The sequence below is a fragment of the Vibrio comitans genome, assembly GCA_024346835.1.
Lineage (GTDB): Bacteria > Pseudomonadota > Gammaproteobacteria > Enterobacterales > Vibrionaceae > Vibrio > Vibrio comitans.
Map to the genome: position 1 here is coordinate 733,717 of AP024867.1, position 14,189 is coordinate 747,905.

A 14,189-nucleotide genomic window follows, 5' to 3' on the forward strand; every position below is an offset into this window, starting at 1 on the left:
ATGTTAGAGGTCAAATCAGTTAACCAGTATTACGGCGAGAGTCATACTTTGTGGGATCTGAATATGGAGATTCCAGAGGGAAAATGTACGGTATTGATGGGGCGCAACGGTGTGGGGAAAACCACACTATTGCAGTGCATTATGGGCTTAGTCAAAGTTGAAAGTGGCGATATTACCCTACAGGGTAACTCTCTATTGAAACTTGATGCGGAAGAGCGGCCTCGTAAGGGGATTGCTTATGTACCTCAGGGGCGACAGATATTTCCGATGCTGACTGTGCAGGAAAATCTAGAAGTTGGTCTGCCAATACGCAAGAAAGGGGATCGTAAGATTCCTGAGTTTATTTTTGACATCTTTCCAGTACTAAAAGAGATGCTTCATCGCCGTGGTGGCGATTTATCTGGAGGCCAGCAACAACAACTGGCTATCGGCAGGGCTCTGGTCGTTGACCCTAAGCTTCTAATACTTGATGAACCAACAGAGGGCATTCAACCTAACATAGTCCAAGAAATTGGCGACATCATTCGTATGTTAAACGAAAAGTTAGGCTTAACTGTTTTGCTGGTGGAACAAAAGCTGCCCTTTGCTAGAAGGGTTGGTGACCGATTTTGTATTCTAGATCGGGGTCGACAAGTGGCAGAGGGTGAGATGGGTGGTCTAAACGAACAACTGATTAAGGAGTACTTGACTGTATGAGTTCCATATTGGATCACGTTGAGTTGCACCCGTCTTCGTTAGGTTTAGCCATAGAGGAAGACATTCGCACTGGCTGGAAGGCGACACTGAATCTGACCTTTGTTGACCGTGGAGACAAAACGGTTCTGAAGCACAGAACTCAATCAGGTCCACTCGCTATACAGCGTCCTCTCTACCCTGATGGTCAAACGTGTCATACCTATCTGCTTCATCCACCTGGAGGTGTTGTGGGTGGTGATACTTTAGGTATTAATGTCACCGTGGAATCAGGGGCTCATGTGTTAATCACTACCCCTGGCGCAACTAAATTTTACCGTTCCAACAATAAGTATGCGAGGCAAAAGCAAACCCTTGATGTTAAGAAGGGGGCGTGCCTGCAATGGTTGCCACAGGAGAACATATTTTTCCCGAATGCGCATGCTCGCTTAGATACGCAGGTGCATCTTGAAACGGGTGCTCAGTTTTGGGGCTGGGAGATGCACTGCTTTGGACGCCCTGCACTGAAAGAGGGATATGATGAAGGTTATCTTATTGGCAAGACTGAGTTTTTTCTAGATGGAAAGCGATTGCTGACGGAAGGATTGAACTTCTCTGGTGGTGATAACCTTATGATTAATAAAGGTTTGCTGGGTTTTTCTATGATGGCGAGTTTTTATTTTACGTCAAATGATCATGAAGACTTAGAGTTGGTACAGAGCTTGCTACAACCCATTGCACAGCAAGTGAATGCACTACGAAGTTCTGCAAACAAGTCGAAGACACCTGCGTTGTTGATTGGTGCGACGCAAATAGAAGGTCTTATCGTAGTGAGAGCTCTAGGAACCTGGAGTGAGGATATCTTATTTGCATTTGGCCATATTTGGCAAAAAATGCATTTGCATCAAAATGGTGTGGAACCGGATTTGCCAAGAATTTGGTCGACATAACCATAGGCGGTAGAGGCTGAATGGAGATTTAGCTTCTACTGCACCACTTGCTGGCATCACCACTTAATGCTCTTAAACCAAGAGCAGTAAGCATGAACAATGACAACAGTGGGCTAGTAAATGGAATTAACTCCAAGAGAAAAAGACAAGTTGCTAATTTTTTGTGCAGGCATGCTTGCGCAGCAAAGAAAAGACAAAGGGTTGAAGCTTAATTATCCTGAATCGATAGCACTTATTAGTAGCGCAATTTTGGAAGGCGCTCGTGAAGGTAAAACCGTATCCGAGTTGATGGATTACGGACGCACACTTCTTACCGTTGACGATGTTATGGAAGGGATCCCTTCTATGATCCCCGACGTTCAAGTTGAAGCCACATTTCCTGACGGGACCAAATTGGTCACCGTACACGAACCAATTGTGTAGGAGGGATTATGGCTGGTTCTACAAAAGCACATGCCGGATTTATTCCTGGAAAAATCGAGACTGCAGCGGGTGATATCGAACTCAACGAAGGCCGCGATATTGTTTCGGTTTCCGTTGAGAATGTAGGTGATCGCCCCATTCAAATTGGTTCCCATTACCATTTCTACGAAGCTAATCCTTATCTCACGTTTGATAGGGAAGTAACCAAAGGCTTTCGACTCAATATTGCCGCAGGAACCGCGACACGATTTGAACCTGGACAATCTCGCACCGTCGAGCTTGTGCGTTATGCAGGTAAATTGGAAGTGTATGGTTTTCAGGGAAAGGTAATGGGCAAATTGTAGCTCGTTTTCGAAGATAGAATTACAAGGATTGAACATGGCAAAAATATCCAGACAGGCTTATGCCGAAATGTTTGGGCCAACGGTGGGCGATCGTGTGCGCTTAGCGGATACCGAACTTTGGCTTGAAGTAGAAAAGGATTATACCGTTTATGGTGATGAGGTTAAGTTTGGTGGTGGTAAGGTCATTCGTGATGGAATGGGTCAGAGCCAGAGACCAAGTTCTGAAACACCGGATCTAGTAATAACCAATGCCATCGTGCTTGATTACTGGGGCATAGTGAAAGCGGATGTGGCAGTTAAAGATGGTCGCATTCAAGCTTTAGGAAAAGCGGGTAATCCCGATGTACAACCTGGCGTTGATATTGTCATAGGGCCTGGCACAGAAATACTGGCTGGTGAGGGTTCCATCTTAACCGCTGGTGGCATCGATTCTCATATTCACTTTATTTGTCCACAACAAATAGAAGAAGCCTTGGCATCGGGCGTGACAACTATGATTGGAGGCGGAACGGGGCCGAATACTGGCACCAATGCGACCACCTGTACTCCTGGACCTTGGAATATGCACCGTATGCTTGAAGCGTTGGATGAATTTCCAATGAACTTTGGTCTGTTGGGTAAAGGCAACGCCAGTCAGCCAGAAGCGTTGCGAGAACAAGTTGCTGCAGGTGCTGTTGGTTTAAAGCTACATGAGGATTGGGGTACCACTCCCGCTTCCATAGATACCTGCCTGAGTGTTGCTGACGAGATGGATGTTCAAGTCGCTATTCACACTGACACACTCAACGAATCTGGCTTTGTCGAATCTACTCTAGGGGCGATTGGCGACCGAGTGATACACACCTATCACACAGAAGGCGCAGGAGGTGGTCACGCTCCAGACATTATTCGTGCCGCTGGCGAGCCGAACGTATTGCCTTCTTCTACCAACCCAACACGTCCCTATACAGTGAACACTGTTGATGAGCATCTAGATATGTTGATGGTGTGTCATCACTTGTCACCGTCAATTGCCGAGGATGTGGCATTTGCTGAATCTCGTATTCGTCGAGAAACCATTGCTGCTGAGGATATTCTTCACGATCTAGGCGCGTTTTCAATGATTGCATCGGACTCACAAGCCATGGGGCGTGTGGGCGAGGTGGTCACACGCACATGGCAAACGGCTCATAAGATGAAGGTTCAACGAGGCAGTTTGAAAGAAGACTCAGACTACAGTGATAACTTCCGTTTACGCCGATATGTCGCTAAATACACAATAAATCCGGCGATTACTCATGGTATGGCGCATGAAGTCGGCTCAATTGAAGTGGGTAAACTTGCGGATCTTGTACTGTGGAAACCAGCATTTTTTGGGGTAAAGCCAAGTGTGATTCTGAAGGGTGGCATGATAGCTATGGCCCCTATGGGTGATCCAAATGCATCCATTCCAACCCCTCAGCCAGTTCACTATCGCTCTATGTTTGGCAGTTACGGTAAAGCGAGTCAAAGCACTTCCATGCTGTTTATTTCCAAAGAAGCCAAAGCGCAAAATATAGAGCAAAAGTTGGGGTTGAAGAGCTTGATAGGAGTGGTGAGCAACTGTCGCAATATCAGCAAGGCCGACATGAAGTTAAATGATTGGATGCCCAAAATTGAGGTGGACTCTCAAACTTATCAAGTTCGTGCCGACGGTGAGCTACTCACCTGTGAACCGGCAGAAGAGCTACCAATGGCTCAGCGCTATTTTCTTTTTTAAACAAGGTTATAAATCTCGAAAGGAGATTGGGGTAATAACATGATTCAACTGACTCAAATTCATTCACATGGGCACGACAAGCCAGATGGTTTCCTTAGTTTGCCGATTGATAGTCGCATTAAAAGTCGCTTAAAAGTGACCTTGGATGATGGAAGAGACGCAGGACTATTCTTGCCTCGTGGTCATATATTGCGCGGTGGGGAGCGTCTCACGAGCGAATGTGGCGTGGTTGTTGAGATTAAGGCTGCGCCTGAACAAGTATCTACGGTTTATTGCGATGACCCGCATCTATTGACTCGAGTTGCTTACCATCTGGGAAATCGTCACGTTCCTCTGCAAGTCGAACTTGGCTGGGTTCGCTACCAGCATGATCACGTACTGGATGAAATGGTTGAGGGACTTGGCGCAAAAGTGACATCGGAGTCTCAGCCTTTTGAACCTGAGGGTGGTGCTTATGGCGGTCGCTCTGGTGGTCATCACCACCATTAATTTTTATTTAAACAACACAGCTAGATTCAATGGATTAATGCAAGGAAATCGCGATGAAACTTAAATATTCTGCTCTATTGGCAACATTACTTACACCGTTTATGGCTTTTGCGCATCCTGGCCATAGCCATCATGAAACGCACTCATTTATGTCTGGAGTTACTCACCCAGTGACAGGGGTGGATCACCTGATTATGTTGGTTGCTTTTGGGTTTCTTATTGGTGCGCTTTCTTGGTCGCTTAAAAAGAGCTCCGCACTTGTTGGTGCTGGATTGATTTCTTTAGTTGCAGGCATGGCAATAGGCAAAATGTTGGGCTTTGCTGCAATTGTTGAACCAATGATCGTTGCGTCTTTGTTTGTGGTGAGCTTATGCCTGTGGCAGGTCTTCTCTCCTAATACAAAGCGCGTAAATAGTATGCTTGCAGTCTCTATTGGCCTGCTTTTTTTCCACGGCTATGCGCACGGTGTAGAGGCTGCCGCTAATCTTGGTCAGTTTGCTACAGGTATGGCGTTAAGTGCAACGGCATTGATGACCGTTGGGGTATTTGTGTCGCGACTAGTGACATCAAAGTGGCTGTCAGTGGGTGTTGCCTCTGCTAGTGCTTTATGGATGTTGACTGCTTAGCAGCTACGCAATAGGCCTTCGTTATGAGTCAAGAAATATCAACTGTACCAGTGCCAGATGTTGCTTGCTATCGGCTGTTTCAGCTAATCAGTCCATCGTTACCCATCGGCGGGTTTACCTATTCGCAAGGATTGGAATTTGCGGTTGAAGCAGGTTGGGTAAGCGATCGCCATTCAATGGAGCAGTGGTTGAATTACATGGTCAGCTCGAGTGTAGCGACGTTGGAATTACCCATCCTCGACAGGCTATACACTGCTCTAGAAACTGGTGATCTCGATGCTATTGAGTACTGGTGCGACTTTCTATACACCAGTCGAGAAACTAGCGAGTTGAGAGCGGAAGAAAAGCAACGAGGGTTGGCGTTAAATACTCTATTAACAAAGCTGCAGATAGACATCTCAGTAACTGATTCTATTACGAGTCATCCAAACCAACTGCTTGGTTTATGCATTGCTGCTCGTCACTGGAGTATTAGTGTCGAGTCTTTGAAACAAGGGTATTTGTGGAGTTGGCTGGAGAATATCGTAACTGCTGGAGTGAAATTGATTCCGCTAGGACAAACTGATGGACAGTTAGCCTTGATCAATATTACGAGCTCATTTCCGCAAGTTATTGTAAATGCGAGCCAAATAGAGACATGGATGATAGGCAGCTTTTCTCCCTCTATCGCATTAGCAAGCTCATTACACGAAACTCAATATACTCGCCTGTTTCGTTCTTAAATTGGAACGAACTGCAGAGCGTGGTAGAGATAAGAACATAAGGAAAAGAAATGGAAAGCTATAAACAACCTCTTCGTATTGGGATAGGCGGACCAGTGGGTTCGGGCAAAACCGCACTGCTGGAAATCTTATGTAAAAACATTCGCGACAAGCTAAACATCGCAGTGGTAACCAATGACATTTATACTCAAGAAGATGCAAAGATTCTGACTCGCGCTGAAGCGCTAGAACCGGATCGTATTATTGGTGTTGAAACTGGCGGATGCCCACATACGGCAATCCGTGAAGATGCGTCAATGAATCTAGCTGCGGTTGAAGAGTTGGCTAAACTCCATAAGAATTTGGATGTAGTGTTTGTGGAAAGTGGAGGCGATAACTTAAGTGCTACTTTTAGTCCTGAATTGGCTGATTTAACCATCTATGTTATCGATGTAGCTGAGGGAGAGAAGATCCCACGCAAGGGCGGCCCTGGTATTACTCGCTCGGATTTATTGATTATCAATAAGATCGATCTAGCACCTTATGTTGGCGCTTCATTAGAAGTGATGGAACAGGACACGCAGCGCATGAGACCGACTAAGCCTTATGTATTTACCAATTTAAAAGAAGGTAAAGGCTTAGACGTTATTATCGATTTCATTGTTACAGAAGGGATGCTCACCCTAAAAGAAGAGACACAGACGATAAGCTAAAGCTGTCTGCATCAAATAAGAAAGAGAGAGTAGTTTCGGCTACTCTCTCTTTTTAGTTGAGTACTAGGTCAACAGACCCTAGCTTAGTAGCCGAACGCTGGCGCTAATACATCATGAATCAGCGCAGGGAAATCATCACCTAAGTGCAAGGTGTTACGGTAGACTTCACCGGTGTTCAAGTCGTTAAAGCGAGCGTGAAAGTAGAACTTTTCAGATTGCTTATAAGTTTCCATGACAAAGTCACTGGTGTGATTGTATGGGATCCCGTTTGATAAAACGTGGTTGTCATTAGATAAATGAGTTAGAACGTGGTCGATCTGGGTACATTCTGAAGATGAGCATTGTGTTCTAATATTAAAACTTACATCGTCGTATTTTGTCGACAGACTCTGCCCTTCAAGACCAACGGCTTTATGGTTAACCATTGGCCAGATCAATCCGTAGTTTATTCTTACGTCATTAATAACCCAGATAAACGCATGGTCAAACAGCATTTCAGGCTCGCTAGTATGACGAGAGGCAAAGTAAACGATGGTCAGTTCATCATTTTTCCAATCACAGGAAACGTGAGTGGTAACTTGAGGGTGGGTGGTGCTGTAGCGACAAACTGCATCTAGATCTTCTACGTTCATACCATAGCGCGAAGAGGCTTCATGGTACCAATCAATTGGTAAGCGATCTGGGACTAAATCTCCCGGCAAGTGGTCAGGAATTCCTGCGGATGGACGCTCTGGTACAGTCCCCTCAGGCAGGTGTGCTGGTGGTATCTGCTGAGAGGCGTTGTCGTTGCTTGAAGAGTTACAACCTGCAAGAGCCATTAATAACACGATCGATATAAAGTGCTTCATTTACTTACCTTTGATGGGGCACACAAAACATGAGCCTAGTGAGTTTGGGCGTATTTATAGCAATGTAGGGGGATTGGCTCTAATCGATATTGCTATGTACGCTGATAAGCAAATCTTATTAGGCACCACTATTTCAATTTGAATGGTGAGCTTTACGAGTAAAGGGTTTTAGTCTTACTGCTTCAAGGCCAGCCCGAAGGGTAATGTTTCAAATAGACTTGGCGTGGTGGTGGTGTTTGGACCGATATTGGGCGATTGCCAATTTAGGAGCATGATTGCCAGAACATTACGATGTTCACCATAGCTAATATCTAGGTTCCCGGATACAGAAGGAATACGACCGGCTGACTCTTCAATAGAATTTCGAATGGCTTCTCGGGCTTTATATACCACAGGATCATCCTCTAGACCGGCAAGTAGAAAGCTAATCCCCACCTCTGCGATAATATCTTGTTTTGTGTAGGTGATGATGTCTTCTATGTTTTGTCTGAAATAGTCATATATCCAGGCATGGTCTGCTTCATTGACTTGATGTTGATAATATCCGGAATCTGCGATAATGATATGTGTCATACCGTAAAGCTTGTTCTCATATTGCTGTAGAGATAATCGGTAATCTTCATGGTCTGGGTAGGTTTCACGTAATGCTTGGGTAAACTTTTGGACGTGATCTCCAAGATCTAGCTGTTTCAGCCAATAGGCTTGGTTCGCCAGCTGCGCCGCCCATGCCTTTATCATGGTTTTGTTGGTAAAGAGTTCATCAAAGGGATACTGCTTCAAGTGTTTTCTAAACGCTTTATCATTTCTATGCCTCAAGCCATAGTCGTCAACTCGAGCCATATATCGCAATAAATCCAATCCCAAATAAAAATATTCTGGCTTATCCTCAGTTGCTGCCAGTCGTCTTTTGCTACGTTCGTCTTTGCCGTGGCGATATTGGGTCAGGCGTTGTTCGGCATACTGCTGCATCGTTTGTTTTGAGCTCAAGTCTTCAGATAATTGATTCAATCTGATGGACATGATGCCGATGTCTTCTTGAATCACGACCAAATACTTAGGGTCCTGAGTTTGCCTGAACATTCTCAAGCCAAAGTGCCCTTGTTTGTACGAAGAAAGCGTAAACAACTGCTGTTCATAGGTTTGCTTGATGGTTTGAGCTGCATTTCGGTAGGTTTCTGGTGAGGTGGTGTTTTGAAACCAGTAAGCCGTGACGCCCGACAGAACGATAGCGGTAGACCCAATATAAACCAGTGACTTTTTTGTCATTTTCGTAAAACTTCCTCCGCAGTCGCGAAATCACCACATTGCTTTATTTTAGGCGATAACTGATTAAGCGCATGACTTTGAAAGTTATTTTACTGCCAAAGTTGCTATGAGCTTTTTACTAAGGGAAAAAGCTACCGATTAGATTTTTGAATTGAAGCCTTAGAGGCTTCATGTGAAAGCCAAGGTTAATTAAGAGCGAGTATGCTTCGTATCGCCCGTTTGCACTGCTCTATTTTCTCTACGTCACTGGGTATGACCAACACAGTATCATCACCGGCAATAGAGCCTAATATGGCTTTGTCCGCATCAAAATCAATCAGTCTAGCGATGAGTTGCGCGCTTCCAGGCTTTGTCTTTATTACAATCATAGACTTGTTGTCTTCAACCGAATCGATCTGAGAGGCAATGGATGAGTCGAACTGTATAGCGCTTGTTTCTGGCGCTAAGCAGTAGATCTTCTTTCCTAGAGCGTTGGGCGCTTTGATAACCCCAAGCTGAGTTAACAGGCGTGAAACGGTTGATTGGCTAATTCCTGCGAAACCATTTTTGCTCAAGCTCTCTCGTAATTCACTTTGATTATGGAAGCTGTTTTCTTGAAGTAGACGTTTGCATACGTTTTCCAATGACTTCTCTTGAGATTGAGGATGACTCAAAGTGGCACTGCTGTGCATAGAATTACCTTAGTGATGCATTAATAGTATTAAGTGTTGGGCGGCGGGATATTACCATCGAATTAACCCACTAAGGTATGAAGAAGATCACTGAATTACTATTATTTTTATACTGATAATCAATGGCTTGCATAATATTTTCTTCACTATATATGGCTTATTGCATATTGATCTTGGATTTAATTGGGTAACAACTATTACTGCTATTCACTCAATTTCTATTAAGTAACTTTCATATAAAGGCTGTGATATTTCTTTGTATTCCCTCTCCATTTCAGTTTTGAATAATTACCTTGCAAATTTACAGTGAATAAATAATTAAATTGATGTCAATCAAACTCACTGTGCACCTCATTGCAGTTTCGAGTGCCATAAATGACCGCATCTAGTGTCAGTTGGTCAATTTTCATAAATAAGTGACCCAGTTATCAAAAATGAAATGATTGATGTCGGTATTTGGTATTTTGATCACTGAACTTTAGGCGTAACTTATCCATATCGAAGCGATAGACAATAAGTTTTATAGAGCTAAGTTTCGTGGGGAAATATAAAGAGTAGCCAAGAGTCAGTTTCTAGGAACAAGTTCACTTTCGACTGTTTTTTATATTAAGTTACACTGCCAAATACGAGGTTTATTATGAGGCTGGATGGAATCAGCGGGGACATTCTTGTTGCTGCAAAAAGAGTTATTCTTTGCCAAGTAGTATTAGCCGTCGGTGTAGTTTTATTTGAAGTGTTTTTTGGTAATAAAGTAGATATGGAATCTGCAGCACTAGGTATCGTTATTGCGATGTTACCACCGCTGTTCGGTTTTATATATGCAAGCCTTAAGGTACAAAGAAACCCAAATTACAGTTTGCGCGATCTTATGCAAATGAGTCGTGTAGTAAAAATCATTTATACCTTTGTAATGTTTATTCTAGCTTTCCGATTTTTCGGTTTGGATAACCCTGTAATTCTAGAAGCATACATAGTGACAATGATTGGGTATTTCTTAACACCATTTATTACCAGCTCTAATAAGTCGGAGTATGCGTAGTATGGAAAATGTTACTACCGCTCACGAGTATATAGAGCATCACTTAACCTTCTTGACTACAGGTGATGGTTTCTGGGCATTCAACATAGACTCTATGTTGATGTCCTGGATAACAGGTTTACTGTTCATCGGTGCTTTTCGATACGTTGTTACTAAAGGAACCAGTGGTGTTCCGGGTCGTTTCCAATGCCTTATCGAAGTTATCTTTGAGTTTGTAAATAACTTAGTAAAAGAAATTTTTCAGGCAGAAGATAAATTGATTGGTCCTCTGGCATTAACCACCTTTGTTTGGGTGTTGTTAATGAACGCAGTCGACTTACTACCAATCGATTTAGTACCAGCGCTTACTAAAGCAATGGGATTCACACACTTTAGAGATCTACCGACAGCGGATGTGAATATTCCAATGTCGATGGCACTGGGTGTATTTATTCTGCTATTAACGTACACGTTCAAAAATAAAGGACTGAAAGGATTTATTAAAGAGTTAACTACTCAACCATTTGATAATCCATTGCTATATCCAGTAAACCTTGTTTTAGAACTTATTACGCTAATTTCAAAACCAATATCACTAGGTTTACGATTATTCGGAAATATGTATGCAGGTGAAATGATATTTATCCTGATTGCATTAATGCCTTGGTGGATGCAATGGGCACTGAGTGTTCCATGGGCTCTATTCCACATATTAATCGTTTTCTTACAAGCATTTATTTTTATGGTTCTAACCATTGTCTACTTAGGTATGGCAACAGAAGAACACTAATTATCAACACAGATTTAATTAACAAATTTATATATCGGAGATACAAATGGATATCGTAAGCGCAGTTTTATATGTAGCAGGTGCATTACTGATTGGTCTTGGTGCAGCGGGTGCCGCATCTGGTATCGGTAACCTAGCGGGTAAATACCTTGAGGGTGTTGCACGTCAGCCAGATCTAACTCCAATGCTTCGTACTCAATTCTTCATCATGATGGGTCTTGTGGATGCTGTACCGATGATCGGTGTGGGTATCGGTCTATACATCATCTTCGCAGTAGCTTAATTCATCAATTAACAAGCTTTGAAAAGATCGATTTATAAGTAATCAAGATTTAGTGAGGAAGGTATGAACTTAAATGCAAGCATGCTAGGACAAGCAATCTCATTCGTGATTTTTGTTTGGCTATGTATGAAATATGTATGGCCACCTCTCACCGCGATGTTAGACGAGCGCCAAAAAGAAATCGCTGAAGGCTTACGCCACTCAGAAAATGCAGCGAAAGAGCTAGAAATAGCGAAAGCGAATGGTGCTCAACTCATCGAAGATGCAAAACGCAATGTGACTGAAATGGTGGAGCAAGGCAATAAACGCCGTAGCGAAATCATCAGCCAAGCTCAGCAAGAAGCTGAACAAGAAAAAGCACGCATCTTGGAGCAAGGTAGAGCCGAACTAGAAGGCGAGCGTCAAAAATTACGTCAGGAACTTCAGGCGAAAATGGCAGACGCAGTAATTGAAAGTGCACAGAAGTTGATTAGTAAGAACCTGGATTCAGCGACGAACCGAGCTCTGGTTGATCAATTGATAAGCGAAATCTAAGCGGAGGCAATATGTCAGAGTACACAACTATTGCTCATCCCTACGCCAAAGCATCGTTCGACTTTGCTTTGAGTGAGAACAAGTTACAAGAGTGGCAACAGATGCTGTCAATTCTTGTAGCTGTGGCAGAAGAAGAAACCATCGCAAACGAGATTTCTTCCGCAGAAGGTGCAGGCACACAGCAAGCCGAAATTCTGGCCGACATCATTATTGAGGTTTGCCAAGGACTCGTAGACGAACACGTCGAAAACCTAATCAAAGTCCTGGCAGAGAATGGTCGTCTTTCGGTTGTAAGAGAGTTGTTTGAACTGTTTACCGAACTTAAGGATGAACATGAGCGTGTTATTCCTGTCACTGTCACAAGCTCAGAATCGCTTACACAAGAGCAAGTTACGGCACTTACTGCCGCACTTGAGAAGAAATTAGAGCGTCGAGTTGAACTAGAGCAAGTGCTAGACAACACAATGGTGGGTGGGATTGTCGTCCAAGCAGGCGAAACAATCATTGATGGTTCAATAGATACATCAATTACCCGACTAGCTAGTCAACTTCACGCGAGATAGGTAACAGATATGCAATTAAATTCAAATGAAATTAGCGATCTGATCAGAGAGCGTATCGCAAAATTTAATGTGAGCACCGAAGCTCGCAACGAAGGTACTATCGTCTCTGTTCGTGATGGCATCATCACAATCAACGGACTTGCAGATGTAATGCAGGGCGAGATGATTGAGTTGCCAGGTGGCAAGTACGCACTAGCACTTAACCTTGAGCAATACTCTGTAGGTGCCGTAGTAATGGGCCCTTACACAGACCTTTCTGAAGGCATGAAAGTGAAAGGTACAGGTCGTATCTTGGAAGTGCCAGTCGGTAATGGATTGCTTGGTCGTGTAGTTAACACGCTAGGTGAGCCAATCGATGGTAAAGGCGCAGTAAGCTTTGACCAGCTTGACCCAGTAGAAGTAATTGCACCGGGTGTAATCGAGCGTAAGTCAGTAGACCAACCCATTCAAACTGGCTACAAAGCCGTTGATACTATGGTGCCAATCGGTCGTGGCCAGCGTGAGCTAATCATCGGTGACCGTCAGACCGGTAAAACTGCGATGGCAATCGATGCCATCATCAACCAGAAAGATTCTGGCGTTAAATGTGTGTATGTGGCTATCGGCCAGAAAGCTTCAACCATCGCTAACGTAGTGCGTAAATTAGAAGAGCACGGTGCTCTAGAGAACACTATCGTAGTTGTGGCTTCAGCGTCTGAATCAGCAGCACTTCAATACCTTGCTCCTTATGCAGGTTGTACCATGGGCGAATACTTCCGTGACCGTGGTGAAGATGCTCTTATCATCTACGATGACTTGTCTAAACAAGCCGTAGCGTATCGTCAAATTTCACTACTGCTAAAACGCCCACCGGGTCGTGAAGCATTCCCTGGTGACGTTTTCTACCTCCACTCACGCCTTCTAGAACGTGCTGCTCGTGTAAACGAAGAGTACGTAGAGAAATTCACTAAAGGTGAAGTGAAAGGTAAAACAGGTTCATTAACTGCTCTACCTATCATCGAGACACAAGCGGGTGACGTATCAGCGTTCGTACCGACTAACGTAATCTCAATCACTGACGGTCAGATCTTCCTGCAAACTCAGTTGTTCAACTCAGGCTTACGCCCAGCGGTTGACCCTGGTATCTCAGTATCACGTGTAGGTGGTGCAGCGCAGAGTAAGATCATCAAGAAACTGTCTGGTGGTATCCGTACCGCACTTGCTCAGTACCGCGAGTTGGCCGCATTTGCTCAGTTCTCTTCAGATTTGGATGAGACAACACGTAAGCAGCTTGACCATGGTGAGCGTGTAACTGAACTGATGAAACAGAAGCAGTACGCACCAATGTCAGTAGCCGCTCAAGCCATTGTTATCTTTGCTGCAGAGAAGGGTTACTTGTCTGATGTAGAGCTTTCTAAGATCGGTTATTTCGAGCAAGAGTTGTTGGCTTACGCAAACAGCCAAAACCCAGAGTTGATGGCAAAAATCAACGCAACGGGTGACTACAACGACGAAATTGATGCGGGTTTACACGAGATACTGAAAGGTTTTGTTTCAGTGAAATCACTGTAAAGCTCCGGT

18 protein-coding genes are annotated in these 14,189 nt (G+C 43.9%); 15 read left to right on the plus strand and 3 right to left on the minus strand.

What is annotated here, in order from left to right:
• From urtE to ureG, 9 genes are all read left to right on the plus strand, one after another.
• Positions 1-696, plus strand: a complete 696-nt coding sequence (gene urtE, locus OCU46_RS17085) for an urea ABC transporter ATP-binding subunit UrtE (protein WP_141271637.1) — start codon at positions 1-3, stop codon at positions 694-696.
• Entirely contained in the window at positions 693-1,622 is a 930-nt protein-coding gene (locus OCU46_RS17090) for an urease accessory protein UreD (RefSeq protein WP_141271636.1), read from the plus strand. Before urtE ends, OCU46_RS17090 begins: the two co-directional genes overlap by 4 nt.
• 120 nt (positions 1,623-1,742) lie before the next feature.
• Positions 1,743-2,045, plus strand: a complete 303-nt coding sequence (gene ureA / locus OCU46_RS17095) for an urease subunit gamma (protein WP_141271635.1) — start codon at positions 1,743-1,745, stop codon at positions 2,043-2,045.
• 8 nt (positions 2,046-2,053) lie between these two features.
• Positions 2,054-2,389, plus strand: a complete 336-nt coding sequence (locus OCU46_RS17100) for an urease subunit beta (RefSeq protein ID WP_141271634.1) — start codon at positions 2,054-2,056, stop codon at positions 2,387-2,389.
• A gap of 34 nt (positions 2,390-2,423) precedes the next feature.
• On the plus strand, positions 2,424-4,127 hold the full coding sequence (gene ureC / locus OCU46_RS17105) for an urease subunit alpha (protein WP_141271633.1): 1,704 nt from the start codon (positions 2,424-2,426) through the stop codon (positions 4,125-4,127).
• A 39-nt stretch (positions 4,128-4,166) separates the two neighbouring features.
• Positions 4,167-4,616, plus strand: a complete 450-nt coding sequence (gene ureE, locus OCU46_RS17110) for an urease accessory protein UreE (protein ID WP_141271632.1) — start codon at positions 4,167-4,169, stop codon at positions 4,614-4,616.
• 53 nt (positions 4,617-4,669) lie between these two features.
• Positions 4,670-5,242 (plus strand): HupE/UreJ family protein, encoded by a 573-nt coding sequence (locus tag OCU46_RS17115; RefSeq protein ID WP_141271631.1) that lies wholly within the window; start codon positions 4,670-4,672, stop codon positions 5,240-5,242.
• Between the two features lie 23 nt (positions 5,243-5,265).
• Positions 5,266-5,964, plus strand: a complete 699-nt coding sequence (locus OCU46_RS17120) for an urease accessory protein UreF (protein WP_141271630.1) — start codon at positions 5,266-5,268, stop codon at positions 5,962-5,964.
• A gap of 50 nt (positions 5,965-6,014) precedes the next feature.
• A complete protein-coding gene (ureG, locus tag OCU46_RS17125; protein ID WP_141271629.1) occupies positions 6,015-6,656 on the plus strand; it encodes an urease accessory protein UreG in 642 nt (213 codons plus the stop codon).
• An 83-nt stretch (positions 6,657-6,739) separates the two neighbouring features.
• On the opposite strand, the gene OCU46_RS17130 is transcribed toward ureG, so the two are convergent.
• From OCU46_RS17130 to OCU46_RS17140, 3 genes are all read right to left on the minus strand, one after another.
• Positions 6,740-7,504: a hypothetical protein gene (locus OCU46_RS17130; protein ID WP_141271628.1), complete on the minus strand. Its 765-nt coding sequence runs from the start codon at positions 7,502-7,504 to the stop codon at positions 6,740-6,742.
• A 174-nt stretch (positions 7,505-7,678) separates the two neighbouring features.
• The gene (locus OCU46_RS17135; RefSeq protein ID WP_141271627.1) at positions 7,679-8,770 is read right to left on the minus strand and encodes a DUF3541 domain-containing protein; all 1,092 of its coding nucleotides are present in this window, start codon (positions 8,768-8,770) and stop codon (positions 7,679-7,681) included.
• A gap of 185 nt (positions 8,771-8,955) precedes the next feature.
• A complete protein-coding gene (locus OCU46_RS17140) occupies positions 8,956-9,441 on the minus strand; it encodes an arginine repressor (protein WP_141271626.1) in 486 nt (161 codons plus the stop codon).
• A gap of 637 nt (positions 9,442-10,078) precedes the next feature.
• On the opposite strand from OCU46_RS17140, the gene OCU46_RS17145 reads away from it, so the two are divergent.
• The 6 genes from OCU46_RS17145 (at position 10,079) to atpA (ending at position 14,180) form a co-directional block, all read left to right on the plus strand.
• Positions 10,079-10,480: an ATP synthase subunit I gene (locus tag OCU46_RS17145; RefSeq protein ID WP_141271625.1), complete on the plus strand. Its 402-nt coding sequence runs from the start codon at positions 10,079-10,081 to the stop codon at positions 10,478-10,480.
• Between the two features lies 1 nt (position 10,481).
• Positions 10,482-11,249: a F0F1 ATP synthase subunit A gene (atpB, locus tag OCU46_RS17150; RefSeq protein ID WP_141271624.1), complete on the plus strand. Its 768-nt coding sequence runs from the start codon at positions 10,482-10,484 to the stop codon at positions 11,247-11,249.
• Positions 11,250-11,295: 46 nt separating this feature from the next.
• The gene (gene atpE, locus OCU46_RS17155) at positions 11,296-11,532 is read left to right on the plus strand and encodes a F0F1 ATP synthase subunit C (RefSeq protein WP_004730405.1); all 237 of its coding nucleotides are present in this window, start codon (positions 11,296-11,298) and stop codon (positions 11,530-11,532) included.
• A 63-nt stretch (positions 11,533-11,595) separates the two neighbouring features.
• On the plus strand, positions 11,596-12,066 hold the full coding sequence (locus OCU46_RS17160; protein ID WP_141271623.1) for a F0F1 ATP synthase subunit B: 471 nt from the start codon (positions 11,596-11,598) through the stop codon (positions 12,064-12,066).
• Between the two features lie 11 nt (positions 12,067-12,077).
• Positions 12,078-12,629: a F0F1 ATP synthase subunit delta gene (locus OCU46_RS17165; protein ID WP_141271622.1), complete on the plus strand. Its 552-nt coding sequence runs from the start codon at positions 12,078-12,080 to the stop codon at positions 12,627-12,629.
• Between the two features lie 9 nt (positions 12,630-12,638).
• A complete protein-coding gene (gene atpA, locus OCU46_RS17170) occupies positions 12,639-14,180 on the plus strand; it encodes a F0F1 ATP synthase subunit alpha (protein ID WP_141271621.1) in 1,542 nt (513 codons plus the stop codon).
• The last annotated feature ends 9 nt before the right edge of the window (positions 14,181-14,189 follow it).

What these genes read in the sequence shown, in the direction of transcription:
- atpE (WP_004730405.1), top strand. Translation starts at nt 11,296, where the DNA reads ATGGATATCGTAAGCGCAGTTTTATATGTAGCAGGTGCATTACTGATT.
- atpA (WP_141271621.1), top strand. Translation starts at nt 12,639, where the DNA reads ATGCAATTAAATTCAAATGAAATTAGCGATCTGATCAGAGAGCGTATC.
- ureA (WP_141271635.1), top strand. Translation starts at nt 1,743, where the DNA reads ATGGAATTAACTCCAAGAGAAAAAGACAAGTTGCTAATTTTTTGTGCA.
- ureG (WP_141271629.1), top strand. Translation starts at nt 6,015, where the DNA reads ATGGAAAGCTATAAACAACCTCTTCGTATTGGGATAGGCGGACCAGTG.
- OCU46_RS17135 (WP_141271627.1), bottom strand. Translation starts at nt 8,770, where the DNA reads ATGACAAAAAAGTCACTGGTTTATATTGGGTCTACCGCTATCGTTCTG.
- urtE (WP_141271637.1), top strand. Translation starts at nt 1, where the DNA reads ATGTTAGAGGTCAAATCAGTTAACCAGTATTACGGCGAGAGTCATACT.
- atpB (WP_141271624.1), top strand. Translation starts at nt 10,482, where the DNA reads ATGGAAAATGTTACTACCGCTCACGAGTATATAGAGCATCACTTAACC.
- OCU46_RS17130 (WP_141271628.1), bottom strand. Translation starts at nt 7,504, where the DNA reads ATGAAGCACTTTATATCGATCGTGTTATTAATGGCTCTTGCAGGTTGT.
- OCU46_RS17145 (WP_141271625.1), top strand. Translation starts at nt 10,079, where the DNA reads ATGAGGCTGGATGGAATCAGCGGGGACATTCTTGTTGCTGCAAAAAGA.
- OCU46_RS17160 (WP_141271623.1), top strand. Translation starts at nt 11,596, where the DNA reads ATGAACTTAAATGCAAGCATGCTAGGACAAGCAATCTCATTCGTGATT.
- OCU46_RS17100 (WP_141271634.1), top strand. Translation starts at nt 2,054, where the DNA reads ATGGCTGGTTCTACAAAAGCACATGCCGGATTTATTCCTGGAAAAATC.
- OCU46_RS17120 (WP_141271630.1), top strand. Translation starts at nt 5,266, where the DNA reads ATGAGTCAAGAAATATCAACTGTACCAGTGCCAGATGTTGCTTGCTAT.
- OCU46_RS17115 (WP_141271631.1), top strand. Translation starts at nt 4,670, where the DNA reads ATGAAACTTAAATATTCTGCTCTATTGGCAACATTACTTACACCGTTT.
- OCU46_RS17090 (WP_141271636.1), top strand. Translation starts at nt 693, where the DNA reads ATGAGTTCCATATTGGATCACGTTGAGTTGCACCCGTCTTCGTTAGGT.
- ureC (WP_141271633.1), top strand. Translation starts at nt 2,424, where the DNA reads ATGGCAAAAATATCCAGACAGGCTTATGCCGAAATGTTTGGGCCAACG.
- OCU46_RS17140 (WP_141271626.1), bottom strand. Translation starts at nt 9,441, where the DNA reads ATGCACAGCAGTGCCACTTTGAGTCATCCTCAATCTCAAGAGAAGTCA.
- OCU46_RS17165 (WP_141271622.1), top strand. Translation starts at nt 12,078, where the DNA reads ATGTCAGAGTACACAACTATTGCTCATCCCTACGCCAAAGCATCGTTC.
- ureE (WP_141271632.1), top strand. Translation starts at nt 4,167, where the DNA reads ATGATTCAACTGACTCAAATTCATTCACATGGGCACGACAAGCCAGAT.